The following is a 22606-nucleotide window of genomic DNA, read 5'->3' on the forward strand; positions in this document are numbered from 1 at the left end:
AGGAATTCACATGCGCCAAGCAACGGTTAAACGGGTGACCAAGGAAACCCAAATTGAAATTAGTTTGAATTTAGACGAACAGAGCGGAATAGAGATCGATACCGGTATTGGGTTTTTGAACCACATGTTAAACCTATTTGCCAAGCACGGTCGGTTCGGGTTAGTCGTAAAATGTCACGGTGATTTGGACGTTGATCCACATCACACGACCGAAGATACCGGGATCGTCCTGGGGGAGTGTTTTAAACGGGCGTTGGGTAATAAGGAAGGCATTGAACGCTACGGAACCGAATTTGTGCCGATGGACGAAACCCTGGGGCAAGTGAGTGTTGACTTAAGCGGTCGTTCCTACCTCGTGTTTGATGCCGAGTTAACGAATCCGCGGCTGGGGGGCCTCGATACCGAAACCGTCGAAGACTTTTTCCAGGCGTGCGCGTTCGCGGCGGAAATGAACTTACACGCCCGGATCTTGTACGGACGTAACACCCACCACAAGGTCGAAAGTTTGTTTAAGGCGTTTGGCCGGGCCATGCGGGCGGCGGTCACCATTAACCCGGATATTATCGGGGTCAACTCGACTAAGGGTGTGATTTAATGTTTGCCATCGTGGATTACGATACCGGGAACACCCGAAATTTAAAAAAAGCGTTTGATTATTTGGAAGTGGCAACGACTTTAACGGCCGACCCGGCCACTTTGGCGGCGGCCGACGCCGTTATCTTACCGGGAGTTGGTGCGTTTGCGGCCGCGATGACGGCCTTAAACGAACGGCAACTGGTCCCGGTACTTCAACGACTAGGGCGAACGGGGAAACCAATGTTGGGGATCTGTCTAGGGATGCAGTTGTTGTTTGAAAGTAGCGCCGAGTATGGTGAACACGCTGGTCTCGGATTGTTAAGCGGTCACGTTGCCGCCCTTCCGACCAACTTAGGGGTCAAAGTTCCCCAAATGGGTTGGAACCAAAACCAGTTGCAACGCTCCGCGAGCCCGTTTGCCAGTGTTGACGGGGCGTTTACCTACTTCGTACATTCGTATTACGCGGTGTGCCCGCGTGACGAAATCGTTAGTACCGTTGAACACGGCGTGACGGTTCCCAGCATCGTGCAGCGGGCCAACGTTGTCGGGATGCAGTTTCACCCGGAAAAGAGTGGTCGGGTCGGGTTAGCACAATTAGCAGCTTTTAAGGAAATGGTGAGTGCAAATGATTTTTCCAGCAATTGATTTACGTGCCGGGCAAAGCGTCCGGTTATATCAAGGGGATTTTGACCAAGCGACCCTGATCAACGCCGATCCGGTCACCCAGGCGCAGGCCGTCAATGCGGCAAACATCCACCAGTTACACGTGGTGGATCTGGACGGCGCAAAGCAGGGGCAACCCGAAAACTTCGCCACCGTGGCGGCACTCCGGCGAGCATTCACGGGAACACTGGAGCTTGGGGGCGGAATCCGGACGTACGAACTCGCTCAGCGGTACCTGAAACTGGGGGTTGATCGGTTGATTTTAGGTTCGGTGGCGTTGACTCAACCCGCCTTGGTTCAACGGTTATTAACGGAGTTTGGCCCCGAACGCATCGTGATCGGCATCGACGGCCAAAACGGGATGGTTGCCATCAACGGCTGGTTAGACCAGTCCCAGACTAAAATGAGTCAACTAATGCGCGCGATGGTTCGTGCCGGTGCCAAACACTTCATTGTGACCGACGTTGACCGCGACGGAACCATGCGCGGTCCTAACGTTGAACTGTACCTCACGCTGAAAGCTAAGTGTCCAACTGCCAACCTGATTGCGAGTGGTGGTGTGCGTGATTTGGCGGACGTTCAGACGTTACAGCAACTGGGCTTTACGGACGTGATCGTGGGTAAAGCGTTAGCGGCCGGTGGGGTCACGTTAGCGGAATTAGCGGGGGTGGACGCATGATTGCAAAACGAATTATTCCGTGTCTCGACGTGGCGGCCGGGCGCGTTAAAAAGGGCGTCAACTTTGTTAATTTGACCGACGTGGGCGATCCGGTAGCGATTGCCGCGGCTTACCAGCAACAGGGTGCCGACGAGCTCGTCTTTTTGGACATTGCCGCGACGAATGAACACCGTCAAACTATGGCGGCAATGGTTGAGAAGGTATCTGCGCAAGTTTTCATGCCCCTGACGATTGGGGGAGGTATCAGTAGTGTGGCCGACATGCAACGAATCTTACGGGCTGGTGCCGATAAAACGGCCATTAACTCCGCGGCGGTTGCTGATCCGGCCCTCATTACGGCCGGTGCTGAAAAATTTGGTAACCAGTGCATCGTGGTGGCAATTGATACCGCTTGGGACCCGGCTAGTCAAAGTTACCGGGTCTACACGCACGGTGGGCAGCAAGCCACCCCGTTAGACGCCGTTGCCTGGGCGAAGCGGGCGGTGCAGCTGGGAGCTGGCGAGTTATTAGTCACTAGTATGGACCGCGATGGCACTAAAGCTGGTTTTGATGACCGGCTATACCAAGCGTTAGGAGCGGCCGTTAACGTCCCAATCATCGCTTCGGGCGGAGCCGGTAAACTGGCCGATTTTGTCGACGTTTTTGAGCAAACTCCGGTGGACGGCGCGCTAGCCGCTTCCGTGTTTCACTTCGGCGAGTTAACGATTGGTGACGTTAAACGGACGTTAAAGGAAAGGGGCGTGGTGGTTCGATGAAACCAGATTTTGAAAAGGGCGATGGGCTGGTCACGACCGTTGTGATTGACGCGGAAACGAAGGCCGTTTTAATGGTTGCGTGGATGAACGCTGAAAGTTATCAACGGACCCTTGATTCGGGGCAGACCTGGTTTTGGTCCCGTTCACGACGCGAATTGTGGCATAAGGGAGCTACGAGTGGCAACTTGCAAGACGTTGTCAGTATTAAGTTAGATTGCGATTACGATACGTTGCTAATTGCGGTGCATCCGCACGGCCCAGCCTGTCATACCGGGCATACCAGTTGCTTTTTTAACACCGTTAAGTCAATGGAAAGTGGGAATTAATATGCAAAACATGGAAGAATTGTACCAAATGATTGCTGATCGGAAACAAAATCCTAAAAAGGGTTCTTACACCGACTACCTATTTACTAAAGGGCTGGATAAGATTTTAAAAAAGGTTGGCGAAGAGTCAACGGAAGTAATCGTGGCGGCCAAAAACCCCGGCGACGACGAACTGGTCTATGAAACCGCGGACCTGCTCTATCACGTTTTAGTGTTACTCGTTGAACGCGGCGTTAGTTTTGATCAGATCAAGGCCGAACTAGCCAAACGCGAAGGAAAAATGAGTGATTATAAGGACCGCCCCGAGATCAAGAATTTATAGGAGGAACGCTTATGAAAGCGAGTGTGGAACAGTTACAACCGTACGTGCCCGAACAACCATTAGCTGAGTTGCGACGGGTACTAGGACTTAAAAAGTTAGTTCGGCTATCCGCTAATGAGAACCCGTACGGCACGTCACCCGCAGTTGCCCGGGCGGTTAAGAACTGGGATTTTAACCTAGCTAACCGTTACCCGGACGCCGACGCGCGGGAGTTACGACGGGCCGTAGCAACCAAGGAGGGGGTCGCCCCCGAACAACTCGTTTTCAGCGTGGGACTGGACGAAATGATCGTGATGGTTTCGCGGACATTTTTAGCCCCTAACGACCAGGTCTTAGTTTCGGGACCGACCTTTTCCGAGTACGGCTTACACGCTGAAATTGAAGGGGCGCGGTTGGTGACGGTTCCCACGCTTGCAAACGACCACGTGGACTTTGCCGGACTGGCGGCCGCGGTGAATCCGGCCGTTAAAATGGTGTGGTTATGCAATCCCAATAACCCGACCGGGACGGTTGAATCGTTAGCAGCAATCGAAGCCTTTGTCCGGCAGGTACCACGGGAGACGATGGTGCTAATTGACGAAGCTTACTTGGACTTTGTTCCGGACGCGGTAGCGACAACGGCGATGCAATTACCCGCTAAGTATGACAACGTCGTAGTGATGCGGACCTTTTCAAAGGCGTACGGGCTGGCAAATTTACGCATTGGTTACGCGGTGTTTGCGCCACGTTACGCCCCAACGATGCAGGCGGTCCGGTTACCCTATAACTTGAATTCGCTGACGCAAGTGGCCGCTTTGGCCGCCTTGAAGGACCAAGCCTTTGTGGCCGAAACGGTCCGCAAAAACGCACAGGAACGGTCAAAGTGGCTGGCCTATTTTAAAGCGAACGGTTACCAGTTTGACGAGTCGGCAGCTAACTTTATCTTCTTCGCGCACCCGCGGGCCGCTGACTTAGCGGAAAGCCTCAAACGTAACGGTTACCTCTTACGAACTGGGCTGCGACCGGGCTGGTTGCGACTGACGATTGGAACTGCCAACGATAATGAAACCTTGCGCCGATTAATCACGACCTTTGACCACCCTGCTTGACTTAGAGCTTACTCTAAGCGCTATGCTAAGGTTACATAGTTACGGGAGGCTTTTGACATGACGGAATTGGATAAATTAGCGGCGGGTGACTGGTATGACTTTAAGGACGCTGGAGTGGCCGCTCAAAAGGCCCGCGCGGCGCGGCTTTGTCAGGAATTTAATGCGATTGGAGCTACCGATTCGGTAGCTCAAACGGCCAAGGCCCGTGAAATTTTAGGAGCGGCGGGGACGAACCTGTCGATGCAGGCAAATTTTAATTGCGATAATGGCCGCAACATTCACGTTGGAAATAATTTTTTAAGTAATTATAATTTAACAATCTTGGACATCGCACCGGTGACCATTGGGGATAACGTGATGATTGGTCCCAACGTTGATATTTATACGGTTAACCATCCCTTAACGGCGAAGGGACGGCGGGACGCGCTGGCTAAGGGCTTTCCGGTTAAAATCGGTAACGACGTCTGGATTGGTGGAAAGGTCACTATTACGCCCGGGGTAACGATTGGCAATAACGTCGTGGTGGCAGCTGGAGCGGTGGTGACCCACGATGTTCCGGATAACGTGGTAGTCGCCGGAGTCCCCGCAAAGGTGATTAAAACTCTGACTGAATAAGCGTAAATAAAATGACGGTTGCACGGAGAAAAAATTTCCGCAAAAACCGTCATTTTTGATTACTGGATGTTTGGTTACGCGTTGATATTTGCGAGTTGTTGCCGGAGTTCGCCGACCGTTTGTAACTGGTCAAAACTGAGGGTGGTAGCGTCGCCGACCGTCGTGATCAGGGCCTGTCCGACTTCTAGAATTTCAACGGCGGTATCGTCCATGTCTAGTTGTAAGGTGATCTTCACAAACGAGCAAAAGTCACGGTAGTCGGCGGTTAACTGGTTGGCCGCGGCGGTATTTAACGTCTGTTCGACAATGTGTTTGTAGCGCCGTAACCGCTGGTGCAAGGCTTTACGTTCATTGTAGTAGGGCAAAAAGAGGGCAACGGCGACCGCAATCAGTTCTGCCAGTGCGCCGACCCATTCGGATAAGGGACCAATTTCCATAAGACTCACCTCATTAAAGATTCGACGAAAATACGGTTTATTTTTGAAAATTTATTTTCAGTATTTCGGGCCTCAGTATAACAGGTATACTAGGAGTAGGTTATTATTTACGAATAGAAAGAGGTTGTTGCGTGTTACATTTACTTGAACAATTATACGGACCTTTCTTTAGTGTAGCGAACTGGGGCAACGTCATTACATCTACTAATGATTGGTTAATTATCCTATCGTTGGCCGTCATTGAGTGTTTACTATCGGTTGATAATGCCGTGGTGTTGGCAGCACAAACGCAGAGTCTGGATAATTTACAAGAACGTGAAAAGTCATTATTCTATGGTTTATGGGGCGCGTATCTGTTTCGCTTTTTAATTATTGGTATCGGAACCTACCTGATTGGTTTTTGGGAAATCAAGGTATTGGGAGCCGGTTATTTATTGTATCTAGTTTACCGTTTCTTTACGCAACCGCAGCCCGGAACCAAGCGTCCACAGAAAAAACGCGGTCAACACCGCTTTTTAGGCCTGAGTCAGTTTTGGTCAGTCGTGGTACAAATTGAAATGATGGACATCGTTTTTTCGATTGATTCCGTACTGGCATCGCTGGCAATTTCGGATAACCCGGTCATTGTCTTGATTGGCGGCATGATTGGGATTGCCTGCATGCGGGGAATTGCCGAAGTCATCATGCGTTTGATGCGTAAAATTCCGGAATTGGAAACGATGGCGTATTGTCTAATCGTCATCATTGCCGTGAAGTTATTTTTATCGGTACCAGCGATTGGCATCGACATTCCGGCCAGCGCGTTTGGCGGGATCGTCTTAGCGGCTTTCCTGGTGACGATGGGGATTCATTACTGGCGGCAACGGACTGGTAAACGTTAGTTTTTATGGAAAGGTAGGGTCAATATGCAAATTGGTTGGATTGGTACCGGTGTGATGGGAGCGGCCATTGCCCATAATTTATTGGCGGCGGGGCACCAGCTTGTCGTTTATAACCGGACGAAAAGTAAGGCGGACGGCTTAGTTGCCGAAGGAGCCGTTTGGGCGGATGATCCGCAACAAGTCGCGCAACAAAGTGACGTGGTCTTTACGATGGTGGGTTTTCCACGCGACGTCGAACAGGTCTACTTTGGTGAAAACGGGATTTTTGCCGGGTTAGCCCAGGGAAAGACGGTGGTTGATATGACGACCAGTCAGCCAAAGTTAGCGGTTAAAATCGCCGATTACGCGACGGCCCACGGCATGCACGCGTTGGACGCGCCGGTTTCGGGCGGCGACGTGGGAGCTAAAAACGCCACGCTGACCGTGATGGTTGGTGGCGACGAGGCAACCTACCAAGCAATGGTGCCACTGTTTGAGACGGTCGGGCATAAGGTGAATCACTTTGGCCCGGCTGGAACCGGGCAACACGCTAAAATGGCAAACCAAATTATGATTGCGGGAACGATGACCGGCTTAACCGAAATGTTACTGTACACTAAGGCCGCGGGGCTGGATCCGCAGAAAGTGTTGGCAACCTTATCTAGTGGAGGCGCTGACAACTGGAGCATGGAAAACTACGTGCCCCGGATCTTAAGGGACGATTACACCCCGGGATTTTTTGCCCGCCACTTCTTAAAGGACTTACGCATTGCGCTGAGTGAAGCCGACGCGATGGGATTAGACCTAGTCGCGACCGCTCAGGCTAAGCGCCTGTATGAAGTGATGGTCGACGTTAAGGGCTTGGGTGACCAAGGAACCCAAGGATTAATTAATATTTACAGCTAAGCACAAATTAACGAATCTAAAAATTCAGAGTGAGCCAAAAGTCGGTTAGCTGGTGAGCATTAACGGCGTATGGCGGATAATTCTGAGCTTGGATTGTTCGATATAGGGGGTTAAGCGGAGCCCGCTGACTTTTGGCGCACGTTTTGACAATGATTGTTCGGAGATAAAAAAGAGGTTGTGACTTTTTTTGTCACAACCTCTTTTTTTATTAATTAACCAATTCTATGACTTAATTTAAGCTAGCAACCGCTTTTTGAGCGGCCACGTTAATGATGTTCCAAGGACGGTCAAACCCGGGTTGGAAGAAGAAGTCGGCGTAGGCCAAGTCCGCTACGGTCATTTTAGCCTGAATGGCCACCGAAATAGCGTTAATGTTGGCGGTCACGTCCGCTTTGGACATGATTTGCGCACCGAGGACCCGACCATCATTTGGATCGAAGGTCAATTTGAAGTAAACCTTAGTATTACCAGCCGATGCCGGGACAAACTGTGGGCGCATGGTATCGGTCACCATCACGGAAGCACTCTTAACACCTAATTTATCGCTGGTCCCTTCCTTAACACCGGTGGAGGCGAAGTGGTAGTCAAAGACGGAAAGTGCTGATGAGCCGGAAACTGGAATCATTGGCAGGTCGCCACCGAGCAGGTTTTGCGCGGCAATTCGGCCTTGGCGCCGGGCCACCGTGGCTAACGCAATCCGGTTGTTTTTTCCGGTTGGGGCGAACGGAACGAGGGTGGCATCCCCAACGGCGTAAATGTCCGGTTCACTCGTTTGTAAGTGGTCGTTGATCTTAATCAGGCCGTGGTCGTCTAAATCAATAACACCCTTTAAGAAGCCGGTAGCCGGGCGAATTCCCGCCGCCGAAACGACCAAGTCGGCCGGGTATTCACCCTGATCGGTTACGACCTTAGTGACGTGTCCGTCCTGGCCCTCAAAGGACTTGATGCCTTGACCAACGGCGGGATAAATACCGTGGTCCGTCATTGTTTTGGTTAAAATGTCGGTAAATTCTTGATCCAAATAAAGGCTGAGCAGGCGTGGCAACAAGTCAATGATGGTGACGTGCATGCCGGCCTTAGCAAAAACTTCGGCGGCTTCAATCCCAATATAACCGGAACCAATCACCACGACGTTTTTAACGGTTGGATCAACCGTTTTGGCCTTTAATTTCATGGCCCAGTCACGACCGCGCATCGCGTAAACGTTTTGTAAATCATGTCCGGGTACTGGGAGCTCAAACGGAACGGCACCGACGCTCAGCACTAACTTATCGTAACTTTCGTCCCGTTCCTGACCGGTCGCGTGATCAACGACGTGGACCGTATGTTGGGCGGGTTGAACCTTGGCAATTTCCGAGTTAAGGAAGACGTGTACCCCCTGAGCTTGCATGTCCGCTGGAGTTGCGTAACTAACCTTATTAACGTCCTTAACGACGCCCTCTAAATATAGTTGCATCCCGCAGGATAGGAAGGATAGAAAATCGCCCTTTTCGTACCACTGGATTTCAGTATCCGGTTGGGCGGCTAAAATTCCGCGAACCGTTTCGTAACCACCATGTGAAGAACCAACGACAATAATTTTCATTATGACGTACCTCCAATTTTAGTTTAGAACAATTCCAATCTGAATATAACACTGAACCAGGCACTTAGCAACCAAAACAAGTAAATTATTTTAGGCGCCCCGATAAATTAAGACTATCACTAATTAAAAGGCCCCGTCAATTGGCTTGCAATTAACGGGGCCTTTTTTATGCTGGGTTGATAAATTCAACTATTCAATGGTATCAAAGAAACTTAGCAGTTGTTCCTTAGTTAGTTGGGCCTTTTCTGCGTCCCGGACGTCAAACTTGATTTGACCCTGATCGAGGACGATTAGGCGGTTACCGTATTTAAGCGCGTCGTCCAAGTGGTGGGTAATCATCAGACAGGTCAGTTTTTCTTGGGTGACCCGTTGGTTCGTTTGTTGCATCAGTTGTTCACTGGTCTTTGGGTCGAGGGCCGCGGTGTGTTCGTCCAGTAATAGTAAGTCGGGGCGTTGCTCGGTTGCCATTAAAAAACTGAGTGCTTGACGCTGCCCGCCGGAGAGGTTTTCGGTGGCCGTGTTTAACCGGTCCGCCAAGCCATTGTTATCCATCGTAGCCGTTAATTCTTTGAAATGGGCCATGTGTTGTTTGAGGTGGCGTAAACGTAACGTCCGGCGCTTACCGCGCTGGCTGGCAAGTAACAGGTTTTCGGCAACGGTCATCCGGGGCGCGGTCCCCATTTTAGGATCTTGAAAGACCCGGGCGAGGAAGGCGGTGCGTTTTTCCACGGATAAGTGGGTAATGTCCTGATCACGCAACTTGATGCTGCCGTCCGCAACCGGTAGTTCACCGCTAATCGTGTTGAAGAGCGTCGATTTACCGGCCCCGTTGGAACCCAAGACGGTGATAAAGTCACCGTCGTAGATGTTTAAGTTGAGGTGTCTTAAAATCATGACCTCGTTGGGGGTTCCGGTGTTGACCTTGGTAACGATGTTTTCTAATGATAATAACGGGGTACTAGTTTTCATCATAGCGGGCAACTCCTTTCTTAAGGACGTTGTTTAAGTGCAACGCCTTGCTAAACTGTGGCAACATCAGGCAGATGGCCAGAATGAGGGCGGATAACAGGTTCATATCGTTGGTATTGAACCCGAGTTGTAAGACGAGTAAGCGGACGAACTGGTACAAAATACTACCGAGGGTCACGGCGACTAGGCGTTGGTTTAACGTTAGTTCACCAAAGACGACCTCACCAATAATGATGGAAGCTAAGGCAATGACGATGATCCCAATCCCCATGCTGACGTCGGCGTAACCGTTGTTTTGGGCAATTAGGGCACCGCCAAGACCAATAATACCGTTAGAAACCATCAAGCCCATAATGGTCATATTGTCCGTGTTGATCCCAATCGACCGAGCCATTTCGCGGTTGTCACCGGTCACGATAAAGGCTTGGCCAAGGTTGGTTTGCAGGAAGACGATCAGGAGGACCGTGATAACGGAAATAACGACTAAGCCAACGAAGACGCTGTCGAAGTACTTGGGTAACGATTGAAGAAACGGCGCTGAGAACAGCGTAGTTTTACCAAGTAGGGAAACGTTGGAGCTGCCGCCCATGATCCGCAAGTTGATGGATAAGCAGGCCGTCATCACTAAAATTCCGGCTAATAGGATGGGAACCTTTCCCTTGGTATACAGTAGCCCGGTAACTAATCCGGTAACCGCCCCAGCGGCGAAGGCCAGTAGGGAGGCGGTCAATGGTCCCATGCCGTGACTGATCGCCATAACGGCGGTGGCGGCACCTAGTGGGAAGGTTCCTTCAACGGTCATGTCGGGGAAATCTAAAATTCTAAACGTGAGAAACAGGGCGACCCCTAAAGTAGCCCATAGGAGGCCTTGTCCAATACTCGATACGATCATACTCATTTGTAAATGACTCCTTTCGTTTTGGCTTCCTTAAGCACGCTGGCGGGGAACTTGATGCCGAGCTTTTTAGCTTCGGTCAGGTTTAACGTCATTTTCCCCTTAGAAATAACTTTAATTGCGTAGTTGCTAGGCGACTTGCCCTTTAATACTTGGGCGGCCATTTCACCGGAAAGTTTACCCAACTGGTACTGGTCAACGGAGAGGGTTGCGAGTCCCCCAGCTTTAACCATCGTGTCAACGGCGGGAATAACCGGTACGTTGGCCTTGTTGGTCACGGAAACCAGGGTCTTCATCGCGCTTGCGACACCGTTATCTTGGGGCGCGTAGACGGCGTCAACGTGGGAAGCCATCGTTTCGGCAACCTGCTGCATATCGTTGGTGTTGGCGATGGTGTACATCTTGTACTTCACGCCCTCCTGCTTACAGATCCGAGCAAACTTCTTGGCGTTATACTCACCACCGTGATCGGAAGTGGTATAGATGATACCAATCGTCTTAGCCTTGGGAACGAGTTTCCGAAGTAAGTCTAAGTGGGACTTAAGTGGGGATTCACCGGACGTCCCGGTAATGTTGCCACCGGGATGCTGGTCGCTTTTGATCAGCCCACTCCCGGACGGGTCGGTGATACCGGCTAAAATAACGGGCGTTTCTTTATTTGCGGCGGTTGCCAGGGCCTGTGCGGCGGGCGTGGCGATACCGATTGTTTCGGCGGCGTTTTCGTTTACAAATTTCTGACTCATGGTCTTTAAATTACTCTGATCACCCTGAGCGTTTTGGTAATCAATCTTAACGGTTTTTCCCGGAACGTACCCGTATTCTTTCAAACCGGCAACGACCCCGCGGTGAATGGCGTCGAGGGCCGGGTGGGTTTGGAGTTGTAAGATGCCGACGGTCGGAATCTTGTCGGTGGTTGTGGACGCGTTGGGTGATTTTTTACCACCGGTAGTGAAGAACGCAATGCCGAGGAACACGACGAGGGCGCTAATAAATGCAATCATACGTTTCAATGTAGTCACCTCAAAATAATTTCAATTAATCGGGCAGGTATCCAAAATAAAAAGGGCAAACCAGTAAGCCTGGTTTGCCCTTTACGGAACCGAAGCCTGCTGTGTCTAAAACCCATGCAGACTTCTTTGGATATCAAAGTTAAGCCGGCACAGATACAAACTGTTTGCCAGATTGTATCCGTGCAACGGAATTACAATCTGAACGGCCGGCTTTGCCATGAACTGTTCAAGTTGAGTACAAACTTTGTCATCCTTGATTCCTCGCTTTCGTTGATTAATTGAATTCAGTATAGGCATAGACGAAAAAGGTGTCAAGCTTTTTTCAAAGAAAATGTCTGAGTTCGATGAACAACTTTAATCGCTAATCCTAGTTTTTATAAGGATTTGAGTGGTGTTAATAAATTTGAAAATGATTAGAAATAAATGTGGGTGGCGATTACCAACGAATAAATGCTCAGTGGGATTAAGATTATCATTATCACTAATTACGTGGACCAACGATGGCTTACCTGATTTGAAGCTTCGCCAGAAATAAAATGAATTTGCTGGAAATGAGTTGACAGTGAGCGAAACCGGTGTTAAATTAGTTTTAAATTAAAAACAGATTAAGACGTTGAAGAGAAGAGTAGCCACGGAAACGATTTTCAGAGAGCTTCGAATTGGTGAGAGAAGTAATGGTTAACGTGGTGAAGATGAGCTTGGAGTCATGACCCGGGTCGTAAGGCTACGGGTGCGGTGGCAACCGATATATTGCGGAGTATCCGGTGGGTACTTGTCGAGGTTGTCATTGTGAGATGACAATGAATTACGGTGGTAACGCGAAAGCTTTCGTCCGTTGGTTTCATTATTTGAAACTAACGGACGAAAGCTTTTTTTGTTTCCAGGAAAGAAAGGAAGATCAGTATGACGGTCACAGCAGTAAATGGTTTATTAAAAGCCCAACATCAATGGGAAAACGCGGTGGTTAGCCACCCGTTACAAATTTTAATTTTGAACCTAATGCCGACTAAGGCGGACACGGAACGCCAATTTTTACAACGTTTCGCCGCGGTCAACAGTGAAGTGGCCGTGACGTTCATGTACCCGGCCAGTCACCATTTTAAAAGTTTACCTAGAAAACTGGTTGCGGACAACTACGTGACGTTGGAACAAGTCGCTGACCGATACTTTGATGGGTTAATTATCACCGGGGCACCGGTTGAAAAGCTCGCGTTTGAAGACGTTGATTATTGGAAAGAATTTTTAGCGGTCATTAATTGGGCACAAGCGCACGTGACACAGACCCTATTTGAATGTTGGGCCGCGCAAGCCGGTCTGTACGCTCAATTTAACGTTCAAAAGCGGTTGTTACCGGCGAAGGTTTTTGGGATTTACACCGCGACCGCCGTTGATGACCACTCCCAGTTAACGACGGGGTTGAGTGCCGGAGGATTATTGAAAATGCCCCAGTCACGGCATACCGGCCTCGTGTTACCACCCCAGTTACCGGCAGGACTACGGGTAGTCGCCGATAACGAGCAGGTCGGACCGTTAGTATTGAGTGCGGACAAGCAGCGCGCGGTATACGTGACTGGCCACCCGGAATATGAGGCCGATACGTTAGCCAACGAGTATTTTCGGGACCGGCGCAAACACCTCCCCATTCACGTACCCCAACACTACTTTAAACCGGGTGATCTAAAACAAGTCAATTATAGCTGGCCGGTTGCTAGTTGCCGGCTATATCAAAATTGGTTAAAAACTTTGAATTTAACGAAAGTGGGTCTTTAAATATGACAAAAACAAATCCAGAAAATTATCACTTTGAAACTTTACAAGTTCACGCTGGTCAAACGGTCGACGAAACTGGTTCACGGGCGGTGCCGATTTATCAGACGACGTCCTACGTCTTTAAGGATGCCAAGCAAGCGGCCGGCCGCTTTGCCTTGACCGATCCTGGTAACATTTATACCCGGTTAACGAACCCGACGACTGCCGTAGTTGATCAACGGGTGGCTGCTTTGGAACACGGGACGGCCGGGGTCACCCTGGCAACCGGCTCGGCGGCCATCGCCGGTGCCATTTTAACCATCGCTAAACAGGGCGACGAAATTGTTTCCGCCAGCACCCTCTATGGTGGGACTTACGATTTGTTTAGTGTGACCCTGAAAAAATTAGGGATTACGACCCACTTTGTTGATCCCGATGATCCGGCTAACTTTGAGGCGGCCATTAACGAACACACCAAGGCCCTGTACGTTGAAAGTATCGGTAATCCGGGGATCAACTTAGTAGATTTTGAGGCCATTGCTAAAATTGCGCACGCCCACCATATCGTTTTCATCGTTGACAATACTTTTGGGACCCCGTACTTAGTACGACCGTTGGAACACGGTGCCGACGTGGTCGTTCACTCCGCAACGAAGTTCATTGGTGGTCACGGGACGACAATGGGCGGAGTCGTAGTTGAAGGTGGTCAGTTTGATTGGAAAGCCAGTGGCAAGTATCCCGAGTTTACGACGCCGGATCCCCAGTATGATGGTTTAGTATTTGCAGACCTGGGTGGCGCAGCCTTCACCACTAAGTTGCGCGCGGAAAATTTGCGCGACTTTGGGGCGACAATTAGTCCGTTTAACTCGTTTTTACTATTACAAGGACTCGAATCGTTGTCGTTGCGGGTAGAACGGCACGTCGCAAATACGCGCAAAATCGTGGCGTTTTTGAACGCGCACCCGAAAGTGGCCTGGATCAACTATCCCGAACTTGCGGACAGTAAGTACCACGCTTTAGCAAAAAAGTACTTCCCGAACGGCGTTGGGTCGATCTTTACCCTGGGCTTAACCGGTGGGGAAGCGGCTGGGAAGGCCCTCATCCAACACTTGAAACTATTCTCACTATTGGCCAACGTGGCGGACGCTAAGTCCCTGATTATTCACCCGGCCTCCACGACCCACGCCCAATTAAACGAACAAGAATTATTAGCGGCCGGCGTCACGCCCGATTTGATTCGTATCTCGGTTGGGGTGGAAAACGTGGACGACTTGATTGCGGATTTGAAACAGGCGCTTGATCAGATTTAACGATTGAATTTAGGAGGGTGATTTGAATGACAACGACAATCGAAGTGGGCATGTTAGGACTTGGAACCGTCGGTAGCGGCGTGGTGGAACGGTTAAGCCGGGCCGCAGTAAAAATTGAACAAACGCAGGGACTGCGGTTCCACTTAGCAACGGTTGCCGTTAACCATTTAAACGCGCCCCGGACGGTTTCGTTACCGCTGGGGACCCAGTTGACGGATTCCATTGATGCGGTGGTAACGGACCCGCAGATTCAACTCGTTATTGAAGTGATGGGAACGCTGACGACGGCCAAACGAGCGATTACGACCGCGTTAAAGCACGGTAAGTCGGTGGTCACTGCCAATAAAGATCTAATTGCAACTGCTGGTGAAACACTGGTTCGGTTAGCCCAACGTGAAGGCTGTGATTTATTTTACGAGGCTAGCGTCGCCGGGGGGATTCCCATTTTACGAACATTAACGGATAGTTACGCAACCGACACCGTGCAGTCGGTTGCCGGAATCATTAACGGAACTGCTAACTACGTTTTGAGTGCGATGACTCGGACCGGACAAACGTATGAACAGGCCCTCCGAGCAGCGCAACGTGCGGGCTACGCCGAGGCGGATCCGACCAATGACGTGGGCGGTCTGGATGCGACGTATAAGCTGATCATTTTAAGCCGGTTTGCGTTTGGCCAAAGCTTGACCGTGGAACAGGTTCGTCCCGTGGGAATTACCGCGGTGACCACTTCGCAGTGTCAGTTGGCTGCGACTAGTGGCTGGCAACTTAAGCTACTGGCGCAAGCACAGCGCCACGGTAACCAATTATACTGCCGAGTGGCACCGGTTGCCGTTGGTGACGGTCGGGCTTTGAGCCGGGTCAACGGTGTGCAAAACGGGGTGGCCATTAGTAGTCAAGCCATCGGTGAAAGTTTGTACACCGGTCCCGGTGCCGGTAGCACGGCCACGGCCAACAGCGTTTTAAATGACGTAATTGCGGCGGGACAGCGTTTGCGCTTGGGAACGCGGGGACCAGCCTTTAACCGTAATGCGGGACAATTGGGCGTTAAACGGTTTGATCAACTGCCACAGGCCTACCTGTTGTTTACGACTTTGCCAAGTGCCGTTATGGCGGACTACGCTAATGAAGCACATTTCTCGCTCAAACCGCTCAGCCGCGGTAGTTACCAAACAAGTACCTTAAGTCCGGTACAACTGGCGCAACTCCAAGCAACCCGGGCGATCACGGCCATTCCAATTGCGGATTCGGTGGCCTGGGAGCCGGTGTCCGTGGCACCGCTACCAATCCGGACAAACATTGCAATTTGAAAAAGGGCGCTTCCGTACAGTATACTGTATGGGAGCGTCTTTTTTTATCATGACGCGGCGTCCCCCAGTAGAGACTGCGGGGATGGTTCCGGCAAAGTTCCGGAGAAACGGACGACCCGTGTAGGTGGTTCGCATAATTGGAGTGAAATTAATGAAGATTGCGGTAGTAACGGATAGTTCCGCGAATTTATCCCCACAAGCGGCGGCCGACTATAAGATTACCGTGGTGAACGACCCGATCATGTTCGGGAACCACGTTTATCACGAAAATGAAGATATCACCACCGATCAATTTTACCGGTTATTGAAGGTTGAAAAGGATATTCCGACTATCTCACAAATCTCAATGGCGGAGATGCAGGTGGTGTTTGACCAACTAAAAGCGGCCGGGTACGACCAAGTATTAGTCGTTGGACTAAGTAGTGGAATCAGTGGTTGGGTCAATAATTTAAAGACTTACGCGCCGTCCGTTAAGGGGTTGGACGTGCAGGTCTTTGATTCCAGAACGGCCTGTGCCGGCACGGCTAACATGGTTAAATTAGCGGCCGCGATGGCGTTAGCAGGCTATGCCATTGAAGACATCATGACCCAGCTGACCCGCCTGCGGGCCGCAACGACGACGGTGCTGATCGTTAACAGCATGCGCCACCTCGTTAAAAACGGGCGTATTTATAATAATAGCAGCTTAGCTGGCACGATGGTGTTGCGTAATAAGCCAATTATTACTTTTAATGAGCACGGCAAGATTCAAGTGTTGGGTAAGGAACGGACCCTCAAAAATGCGCAACAGGCCGTTCAAGAGTCCTTTAGTCGCTTCGTCATCACGAGTCAGCTTCCGGTACGGTTGGACGTGATCAGTGCGAACGACGATGCCATTGCCGAAGACTGGGCCAGTGAGTTGCGCTACCAGTTTCCGGCAGTCCGCGTTAAAACGGGGGCTATCGGACCCTTGATGGGGGTCTTAACTGGTGATCACGCACTGGGAATGATTTGGTCACTTGATTGGAAGCCGTTGCTGACGGCTTTAAATCAGGAAAGGCAACGTTAACTTAATAATCTTAACGAAAAGCGGTGCTTCGGCTTTTTTTGATTGAAACGTGATTAAAAAAATAAAGTCTCATCTTTTTTTGAGAGATTTGGTTGACATTTTAAATTAATAATATTATGGTTAAAACATTAAAAGTTGATGAACGAAGCCGGACGGTTTGAAGGAGTCGTTGAGTTGACGTGTTTAGAAAGCACCGGGTGATGGGAAGGTGCCACGTCAGGTTAATTAAAGCTCAAACTCAGGCGCGAACTTTTCGAGGTTCGCTGGGGGCACCCATTATTGTGCACACGTTTAGTTGTTTTGAACGTGCTGAGGAATAGCGTGTGAACGTTATTTAAATAAAGGTGGTAACCCGTGAAAACGTCCTTTGGATCAATCGATCCAGAGGGCGTTTTTTGTCGGCTTTTAAGACACATAGTACCCATTTCTAACACATAGATTGACACATAGCACCACCGTTTTAACACATAACTTGGTTAACTTTTTAACACATAGTATCAATAATTCATAGTAAACATAGAACTGAAAGGTAGGTTTTTGGATATGAAATATGGCATGATTGGCGCGGGCGCAATGGGGTACCGGTACGGCGTTATGTTACAAGAAAACGCGGGGGTGGACGTTGATTTTATTGATACGTGGACACCTAACGTGGAAAAGGTGCGTGAACAGGGCGGTGTGGAAGTGGCTCGTGATCACGAGAATCGCCACGTTGTCCCAATCAATATTTATTATCCGGAAGAGTACCAGGGACACCCGGATGTTTGGATTATCTTCAAAAAACAAATGCAGTTAGCGGATGAATTAAAGCGGGATGCCGGGCTGTTTCACGACGACCAGTACGTGTTTGCTGCGATGAACGGAATGGGCCACTTTGAAAAAATCGCCAACTACTTCCCAGCTGAACACATCATTGGGGGTACCGCGATGATTGCCACGGTTTTAAACGGTCCGGGTTCGGTCGATTTTATGGGGCCGAAGGGCAGTGAAGCGATGCATATGAGCAAATACGCGGGTGCCATCGATGCTACGACCGAACAAGTAATGCAAGATTTTAAGGCAGCCAGCTTAAACCCGATTTGGTCGGATAACTTTATGGGCATGTGCATGTCCAAGGTGGTTTTCAACGCCGTGACCAACAGCCTTTGTACGATGTTTGAAATTCAGATGGGGCAATTCATTACTTATCCGGGTGTACGCGACATGGCGACGCAAATGTTTAATGAAGCCTACGATGCCTGTGAACGCGCCGGTATTAAGTTGATCGAGACCCGCCAAGAAGAAATTGATTCGGTAGAAACGGTCAGTCGGGCTTATAAGTACCATTATCCGTCAATGTACCAAGACTTTTCAAAGGGGCGGCCGACCGAAGTGGACTACATCAACGGCTACATTGCTAAAATCGGCCGGGAACACGACTACGTTTGCCGGGTACACGAGTTCGTGACGCACGAAGTCCACTTAGCTGAAACGATGCGTCAGTTTAAAACGCAGGCCCCCTTAGTCACTGAAAAATAAAATTAATAATGAAAAAGTTCTGAAATGTTTTCAGAACTTTTTTCATTTCGGCGTAAACTTAATTTAATAAGGTTGGAACCGCTCTATTGTTAATTGGTCTATACATGAAAATGTGGGCTCCACTTTCATCAAATGATATGTTGTGATAGGATTTACAACGTGTTAGAAAAGATGACAAGGAGAAATTGGTATGAAGACATATTTTCAAAGGATTGGGCAATCACTAATGTTGCCAATTGCCACGCTACCGGCGGCGGCAATCTTAGTGGGGCTCGGTAACTATTTACCGAAAGCCTGGATTTTATCCCGGTTTATGATTTCGGGTGGCGATGTGATCCTAAATAACCTGGCATTATTGTTTGCGGTCGGATTAGCCGTTGGGATGACTAAAAATAAGGACGGCGCGGCAGCCATTGCCGGGGTCGTTGCCTACTTAGTCCCAACGACCATGTTGGGACCGGCCGGGTTAGCCACGCTATTAAATATTAAACAGGCTGACGTTGCGGCGGCCTTTAAGTACATTGACGGCAACGTTCTCGTTGGGATTTGTGCCGGGTTGATTGCCGCGGCGCTGTACAATAAGTTTCACGAAGTTAAGTTACCGATGGCGATTTCATTTTTCAGTGGTAAACGCTTAGTTCCTATTATGGCGGCCTTCGTGATGTTATTTTTTACCGCGGCGTTGTACTTTATTTGGCCGTTTTTCTACGACGGCATGGTAGCTTTTGCCACCAGCATTTCCAAACTAGGATTTATTGGGGCGGGACTGTACGGGTTCTTTAACCGCCTATTGATTCCAACCGGGCTACACCACGCACTTAACTCCGTATTTTGGTTTAACGTTGCCGGAATTAACGATATTGGTAACTTTTGGGCCAGTCACGGCGTTAAAGGGGTAACCGGGATGTACGAAGCCGGATTTTTCCCCGTGATGATGTTTGGTCTCCCCGCCGGTGCGTACGCGATTTACCGTAATGCCCGGCCAGAGCGCAAGCAAGAAGTTGGTTCATTAATGTTAGCCGGTGCGTTTGCCTCGTTCTTTACCGGGGTCACCGAACCCTTGGAATTTTCGTTCATGTTCGTGGCTTGGCCGTTGTACCTCGTCCACGCCGTATTAATGGGTGTTTCGGTCGGTTTTGCGGCCCTAATGCACTGGACTGCCAGTTTTTCCTTTAGCGGTGGTTTAGTCGACTACTTATTAAGTTTTCGGATGCCGCTCGCAAATCAACCGTACATGTTATTGGTTCAGGGACTGGTCATGGCCGTCATTTATTACTTTGGTTTTGATTTTGCTATCAAACGGTTTAACTTAAAAACCCCGGGACGCGAAGCGGTGCTTGCTACGGACGCTTCTGATTCAACCGCGCAAGGTGGCGCGGTGGCGATTGAGGCGAGCGATGATAAGTACATGCAACAGGCTAAAAAGATTTACGCGGCAATTGGTGGTCACGATAATATTAGTGTGATCAATAATTGTACGACGCGGTTACGCTTGCAATTAAAAGATACCGCCAAGGTTGACCAGACGGCCGTTAAAGCGGCCGGGGTCCCCGGATTAAACGTCCTAGACGTTCACAACATCCACATTGTGATCGGGACCGAGGTTCAATTCGTCGCCGAAGCGTTACAACAATTATTTAGTGGTCAGGTGGCGGTGGCTCCCGCCGCAACGGAAAGCGTTGAAACAAAGCCAGCGTCACCAGCCGCTCCGTCCGAAAAAACGGTCGCGATAACGACCGTTTTACACGCGCCGGCAACCGGACAGTTAATGCCGATTACCGCCGTGGCGGACGATACCTTTGCGCAGAAAATGCTCGGTGACGGGTACGCCGTTGAACCCACGGGTGCCGAAGTAGTGGCACCGGTCAGTGGTGAAGTGACCAGCATTTTTCCAACGAAGCACGCACTGGGATTGAGGACGGATTCTGGATTAGAAGTTTTATTACACATGGGCATTAACACCGTTGAAATGAACGGCGCCCCGTTTGATTTACACGTTGAAAAAGGTGACCAAGTGGCCGCTGGTTCGGCGGTTGCAACGGTTGATTTAGCTGCGATTAAAGCGGCCGGTAAAAAGACGACGATGATGGTCGTGATCACCAACATGGACCAAGTTTCTAAATTCAGTTTAAATCGTGAACAAAACGTGACCGCCGGCGATATCGTGGGGGCCGCGGAATAAAAACTAAATAATATCAAAACGTCGTGGTCACGAATAGTGGTTGCGACGTTTTGATTTTTTGAGGGCGGGCAACAATTTTAGACCACTAGATTAATTGGTTTAAACTGTCAGTGGTCACCAGGTTTAAATCATTTAGACCAGTGTAAGTGTTTCGTAAAACGACTAAAATCAGATTGGTATTAGTACGGGAAAAGCGTATGATAATGGCATACTAAGCGTTTTCTTAAACGTTTGGTTTAAACGTGGAAACTCGTGGGGACGGGTTCAAAGGGGGAAGCAGCATGTTAAAAGAAATTATTGTCATTAACTCAACGCAAACCGGGTTATTGGAAAGTTCGTTTACCGGTAACATGGTGGTGGACGCGGCCTTTGATGCCCGCTTAGCAAAGCATTTGAAGCAACGGTTAAATAATTCCGACGTTGCCGTGCGCACGGGCGACGTTGACGATTTGGAACAACCGCAGGACCGGCTATTTGTCGTTAGTAACCGGGTCGCCACGGTGATCAACTTAAAGGCCAACGACCACGTGATTTTGTACGCGGACATGGACGGGGTCGTGAATAAGGGGATTGACGCGTTAGCCAAGCGGGTGAATAGTTACGTTGTTAAAAATACGTTGTTTAATTAAAGTGGTTGGATAAAAATAAACGCGATGGTTACTCCCCAGTTGCGGAGTAATCATCGCGTTTATTTAGCGTCTCGTAAACTTAGTGGTAGTTACTAATTTCAATCAGGTTGTTGTCGGGGTCGCGCACGTAGAGTGAAATAAGTTTTCCGTGGGCACCGGTTCGTTCAACCGGACCAGCGACGATGTCTACGAAGTAACTTTTTAAGTGGTGTTCGATGGCGTCAATCGGGTCCTTAGCAATCAAGCAGAGGTCGGCACTGCCAGGGGTTGGTTTGGCCGCAATCGGCTGGTGGGGTTCGGCAATGGTTTGAAAGTTAATTTTCTGTTTGCCAACCAAAACGGCTTGGCGATCACCGTCAAAGGTCAAAATTGGCAGGTCAAAAACTTCGTGGTAAAAGCGCAGCGACCGCGCAATATCAGTAACCGTTAGTGTGATGTGATCAATGTCGCGAATGTTCAAAAGCTCAAATCCCTTCAAAATGATTTCGCTTACCAGTATACCACGTGGCGACGCTAATTTTGACAAGCACCGGCTTTCATAGTAATCTAATAACTACTAAAGAAGGAGGGCTATTCGTGATAACAATTCGACCAGCCGATCAAGACGACGCGGGCCAGATAGCACCGCTAATTAATATGATTTTTGATGAAATGCAACTTGAGGAACTAGACGACATTCCTGAACCTGACTTAGAGCAGGCCATTACTGCGGCTTACCAGACACCCGATTACTTGTCCGGTAAAGCAACGACGGTGGTGGCCGAGGCCGATGGTCAAGTAGTCGGGGTGGCGTTTGGTTACCCTGACAAAAATGAGGACGCGGTTGACGACGTTTTAGCACGGGTCACCGCGGACAATGATGCGTTTGGTTCAGCATTTGAAGCTGAAGCAGAAAGTTATGAGCACGAATGGTACTTGGATTCGATTGCGGTTGACCCGAATTATCAGGGCCACGGAATTGGTGGGAAGTTACTTGCCGCCTTACCAAAATACGCGCGGGCTGATGGGATGAAGCGCATTGGCTTAAACGTGGATATGGCTAACCTGGGAGCGAAAAAGCTCTACGACCGTTACCATTATGAAACGGTGGGTATCAAGCCCATTGGAGATCGGATGTATTTCCACATGCAATACGAACTCGGCAAAGACTTGGTCATGGCGTAAGCCGACTATC

24 protein-coding genes and 1 other annotated feature are annotated in these 22606 nt (G+C 49.7%); of the genes, 18 read left to right on the forward strand and 6 right to left on the reverse strand.

Annotation, left to right across the window (positions count from 1 at the left end; all coding sequences use genetic code 11):
- Positions 1–10: 10 nt before the first annotated feature.
- From hisB to D1831_RS02065, 8 genes are read left to right on the forward strand one after another with little or no spacing between them, the layout of a single operon-like run.
- A complete protein-coding gene (gene hisB, locus D1831_RS02030; protein ID WP_125071163.1) occupies positions 11–595 on the forward strand; it encodes an imidazoleglycerol-phosphate dehydratase HisB in 585 nt (194 codons plus the stop codon).
- Positions 595–1221: an imidazole glycerol phosphate synthase subunit HisH gene (hisH, locus tag D1831_RS02035; RefSeq protein ID WP_125071165.1), complete on the forward strand. Its 627-nt coding sequence runs from the start codon at positions 595–597 to the stop codon at positions 1219–1221. The genes hisB and hisH overlap by 1 nt, the downstream gene beginning before the upstream one ends.
- Positions 1202–1918 (forward strand): 1-(5-phosphoribosyl)-5-[(5-phosphoribosylamino)methylideneamino]imidazole-4-carboxamide isomerase, encoded by a 717-nt coding sequence (gene hisA, locus D1831_RS02040; RefSeq protein WP_125071167.1) that lies wholly within the window; start codon positions 1202–1204, stop codon positions 1916–1918. The genes hisH and hisA overlap by 20 nt, the downstream gene beginning before the upstream one ends.
- Positions 1915–2673: an imidazole glycerol phosphate synthase subunit HisF gene (hisF, locus tag D1831_RS02045; protein WP_125071169.1), complete on the forward strand. Its 759-nt coding sequence runs from the start codon at positions 1915–1917 to the stop codon at positions 2671–2673. Before hisA ends, hisF begins: the two co-directional genes overlap by 4 nt.
- Positions 2670–2999 (forward strand): phosphoribosyl-AMP cyclohydrolase, encoded by a 330-nt coding sequence (gene hisI / locus D1831_RS02050; protein WP_125071171.1) that lies wholly within the window; start codon positions 2670–2672, stop codon positions 2997–2999. Before hisF ends, hisI begins: the two co-directional genes overlap by 4 nt.
- A 1-nt stretch (position 3000) precedes the next feature.
- The gene (hisE, locus tag D1831_RS02055; RefSeq protein ID WP_125071173.1) at positions 3001–3321 is read left to right on the forward strand and encodes a phosphoribosyl-ATP diphosphatase; all 321 of its coding nucleotides are present in this window, start codon (positions 3001–3003) and stop codon (positions 3319–3321) included.
- Between the two features lie 11 nt (positions 3322–3332).
- Complete coding sequence (gene hisC / locus D1831_RS02060; protein WP_125071175.1) at positions 3333–4409, forward strand: histidinol-phosphate transaminase; 1077 nt, start codon at positions 3333–3335, stop codon at positions 4407–4409.
- A gap of 57 nt (positions 4410–4466) precedes the next feature.
- On the forward strand, positions 4467–5024 hold the full coding sequence (locus tag D1831_RS02065) for a sugar O-acetyltransferase (protein ID WP_125071178.1): 558 nt from the start codon (positions 4467–4469) through the stop codon (positions 5022–5024).
- A gap of 74 nt (positions 5025–5098) precedes the next feature.
- On the opposite strand, the gene D1831_RS02070 is transcribed toward D1831_RS02065, so the two are convergent.
- Positions 5099–5461 carry a hypothetical protein gene (locus D1831_RS02070; RefSeq protein ID WP_125071180.1) on the reverse strand — a complete coding sequence of 121 codons (363 nt, stop codon included), beginning with the start codon at positions 5459–5461 and terminating at the stop codon, positions 5099–5101.
- Between the two features lie 131 nt (positions 5462–5592).
- Here D1831_RS02070 and D1831_RS02075 point away from each other — a divergent pair, with 131 nt between their 5' ends.
- Entirely contained in the window at positions 5593–6342 is a 750-nt protein-coding gene (locus D1831_RS02075) for a TerC family protein (RefSeq protein ID WP_125071182.1), read from the forward strand.
- A gap of 24 nt (positions 6343–6366) precedes the next feature.
- Entirely contained in the window at positions 6367–7227 is an 861-nt protein-coding gene (locus tag D1831_RS02080; RefSeq protein ID WP_125071184.1) for an NAD(P)-dependent oxidoreductase, read from the forward strand.
- A gap of 229 nt (positions 7228–7456) precedes the next feature.
- On the opposite strand, the gene D1831_RS02085 is transcribed toward D1831_RS02080, so the two are convergent.
- The 4 genes from D1831_RS02085 to trpX all read right to left on the reverse strand — a co-directional run bounded on the left by D1831_RS02085 (position 7457) and on the right by trpX (position 11677).
- On the reverse strand, positions 7457–8812 hold the full coding sequence (locus D1831_RS02085) for an FAD-dependent oxidoreductase (RefSeq protein WP_125071186.1): 1356 nt from the start codon (positions 8810–8812) through the stop codon (positions 7457–7459).
- Between the two features lie 189 nt (positions 8813–9001).
- Positions 9002–9784, reverse strand: coding sequence for an ABC transporter ATP-binding protein (locus tag D1831_RS02090; protein WP_125071188.1), 783 nt, complete (start codon positions 9782–9784; stop codon positions 9002–9004).
- Positions 9771–10679 (reverse strand): ABC transporter permease, encoded by a 909-nt coding sequence (locus D1831_RS02095; protein WP_125071190.1) that lies wholly within the window; start codon positions 10677–10679, stop codon positions 9771–9773. The genes D1831_RS02090 and D1831_RS02095 overlap by 14 nt, the downstream gene beginning before the upstream one ends.
- A complete protein-coding gene (gene trpX / locus D1831_RS02100) occupies positions 10676–11677 on the reverse strand; it encodes a tryptophan ABC transporter substrate-binding protein (protein ID WP_125071256.1) in 1002 nt (333 codons plus the stop codon). Before trpX ends, D1831_RS02095 begins: the two co-directional genes overlap by 4 nt.
- Before the next feature lie 613 nt (positions 11678–12290).
- Positions 12291–12525 (forward strand) — a binding site (T-box leader).
- Positions 12526–12589: 64 nt separating this feature from the next.
- Between trpX and D1831_RS02110 the strand changes: the two genes are divergently transcribed.
- From D1831_RS02110 to D1831_RS02140, 7 genes are all read left to right on the forward strand, one after another.
- Positions 12590–13456: a homoserine O-acetyltransferase/O-succinyltransferase family protein gene (locus D1831_RS02110; protein ID WP_125071192.1), complete on the forward strand. Its 867-nt coding sequence runs from the start codon at positions 12590–12592 to the stop codon at positions 13454–13456.
- Between the two features lie 2 nt (positions 13457–13458).
- Positions 13459–14745, forward strand: coding sequence for an O-acetylhomoserine aminocarboxypropyltransferase/cysteine synthase family protein (locus D1831_RS02115; RefSeq protein ID WP_125071194.1), 1287 nt, complete (start codon positions 13459–13461; stop codon positions 14743–14745).
- Between the two features lie 26 nt (positions 14746–14771).
- Positions 14772–16055, forward strand: coding sequence for a homoserine dehydrogenase (locus D1831_RS02120; protein ID WP_125071196.1), 1284 nt, complete (start codon positions 14772–14774; stop codon positions 16053–16055).
- Between the two features lie 151 nt (positions 16056–16206).
- On the forward strand, positions 16207–17103 hold the full coding sequence (locus D1831_RS02125) for a DegV family protein (protein WP_125071197.1): 897 nt from the start codon (positions 16207–16209) through the stop codon (positions 17101–17103).
- Positions 17104–17646: 543 nt separating this feature from the next.
- Positions 17647–18621 (forward strand): ketopantoate reductase family protein, encoded by a 975-nt coding sequence (locus tag D1831_RS02130; protein WP_125071200.1) that lies wholly within the window; start codon positions 17647–17649, stop codon positions 18619–18621.
- Positions 18622–18811: 190 nt separating this feature from the next.
- Positions 18812–20803, forward strand: a complete 1992-nt coding sequence (gene nagE, locus D1831_RS02135; RefSeq protein ID WP_125071202.1) for an N-acetylglucosamine-specific PTS transporter subunit IIBC — start codon at positions 18812–18814, stop codon at positions 20801–20803.
- Between the two features lie 281 nt (positions 20804–21084).
- Positions 21085–21432 (forward strand): hypothetical protein, encoded by a 348-nt coding sequence (locus D1831_RS02140; RefSeq protein ID WP_125071204.1) that lies wholly within the window; start codon positions 21085–21087, stop codon positions 21430–21432.
- Positions 21433–21511: 79 nt separating this feature from the next.
- On the opposite strand, the gene D1831_RS02145 is transcribed toward D1831_RS02140, so the two are convergent.
- Positions 21512–21892 (reverse strand): VOC family protein, encoded by a 381-nt coding sequence (locus D1831_RS02145; protein ID WP_179950281.1) that lies wholly within the window; start codon positions 21890–21892, stop codon positions 21512–21514.
- A gap of 116 nt (positions 21893–22008) precedes the next feature.
- On the opposite strand from D1831_RS02145, the gene D1831_RS02150 reads away from it, so the two are divergent.
- Entirely contained in the window at positions 22009–22596 is a 588-nt protein-coding gene (locus D1831_RS02150) for a GNAT family N-acetyltransferase (RefSeq protein ID WP_125071208.1), read from the forward strand.
- Positions 22597–22606: the final 10 nt, after the last annotated feature.

It is taken from the genome of Lactiplantibacillus garii, from assembly GCF_003885105.1.
In the GTDB taxonomy this organism is placed as follows: Bacteria; Bacillota; Bacilli; order Lactobacillales; family Lactobacillaceae; genus Lactiplantibacillus; species Lactiplantibacillus garii.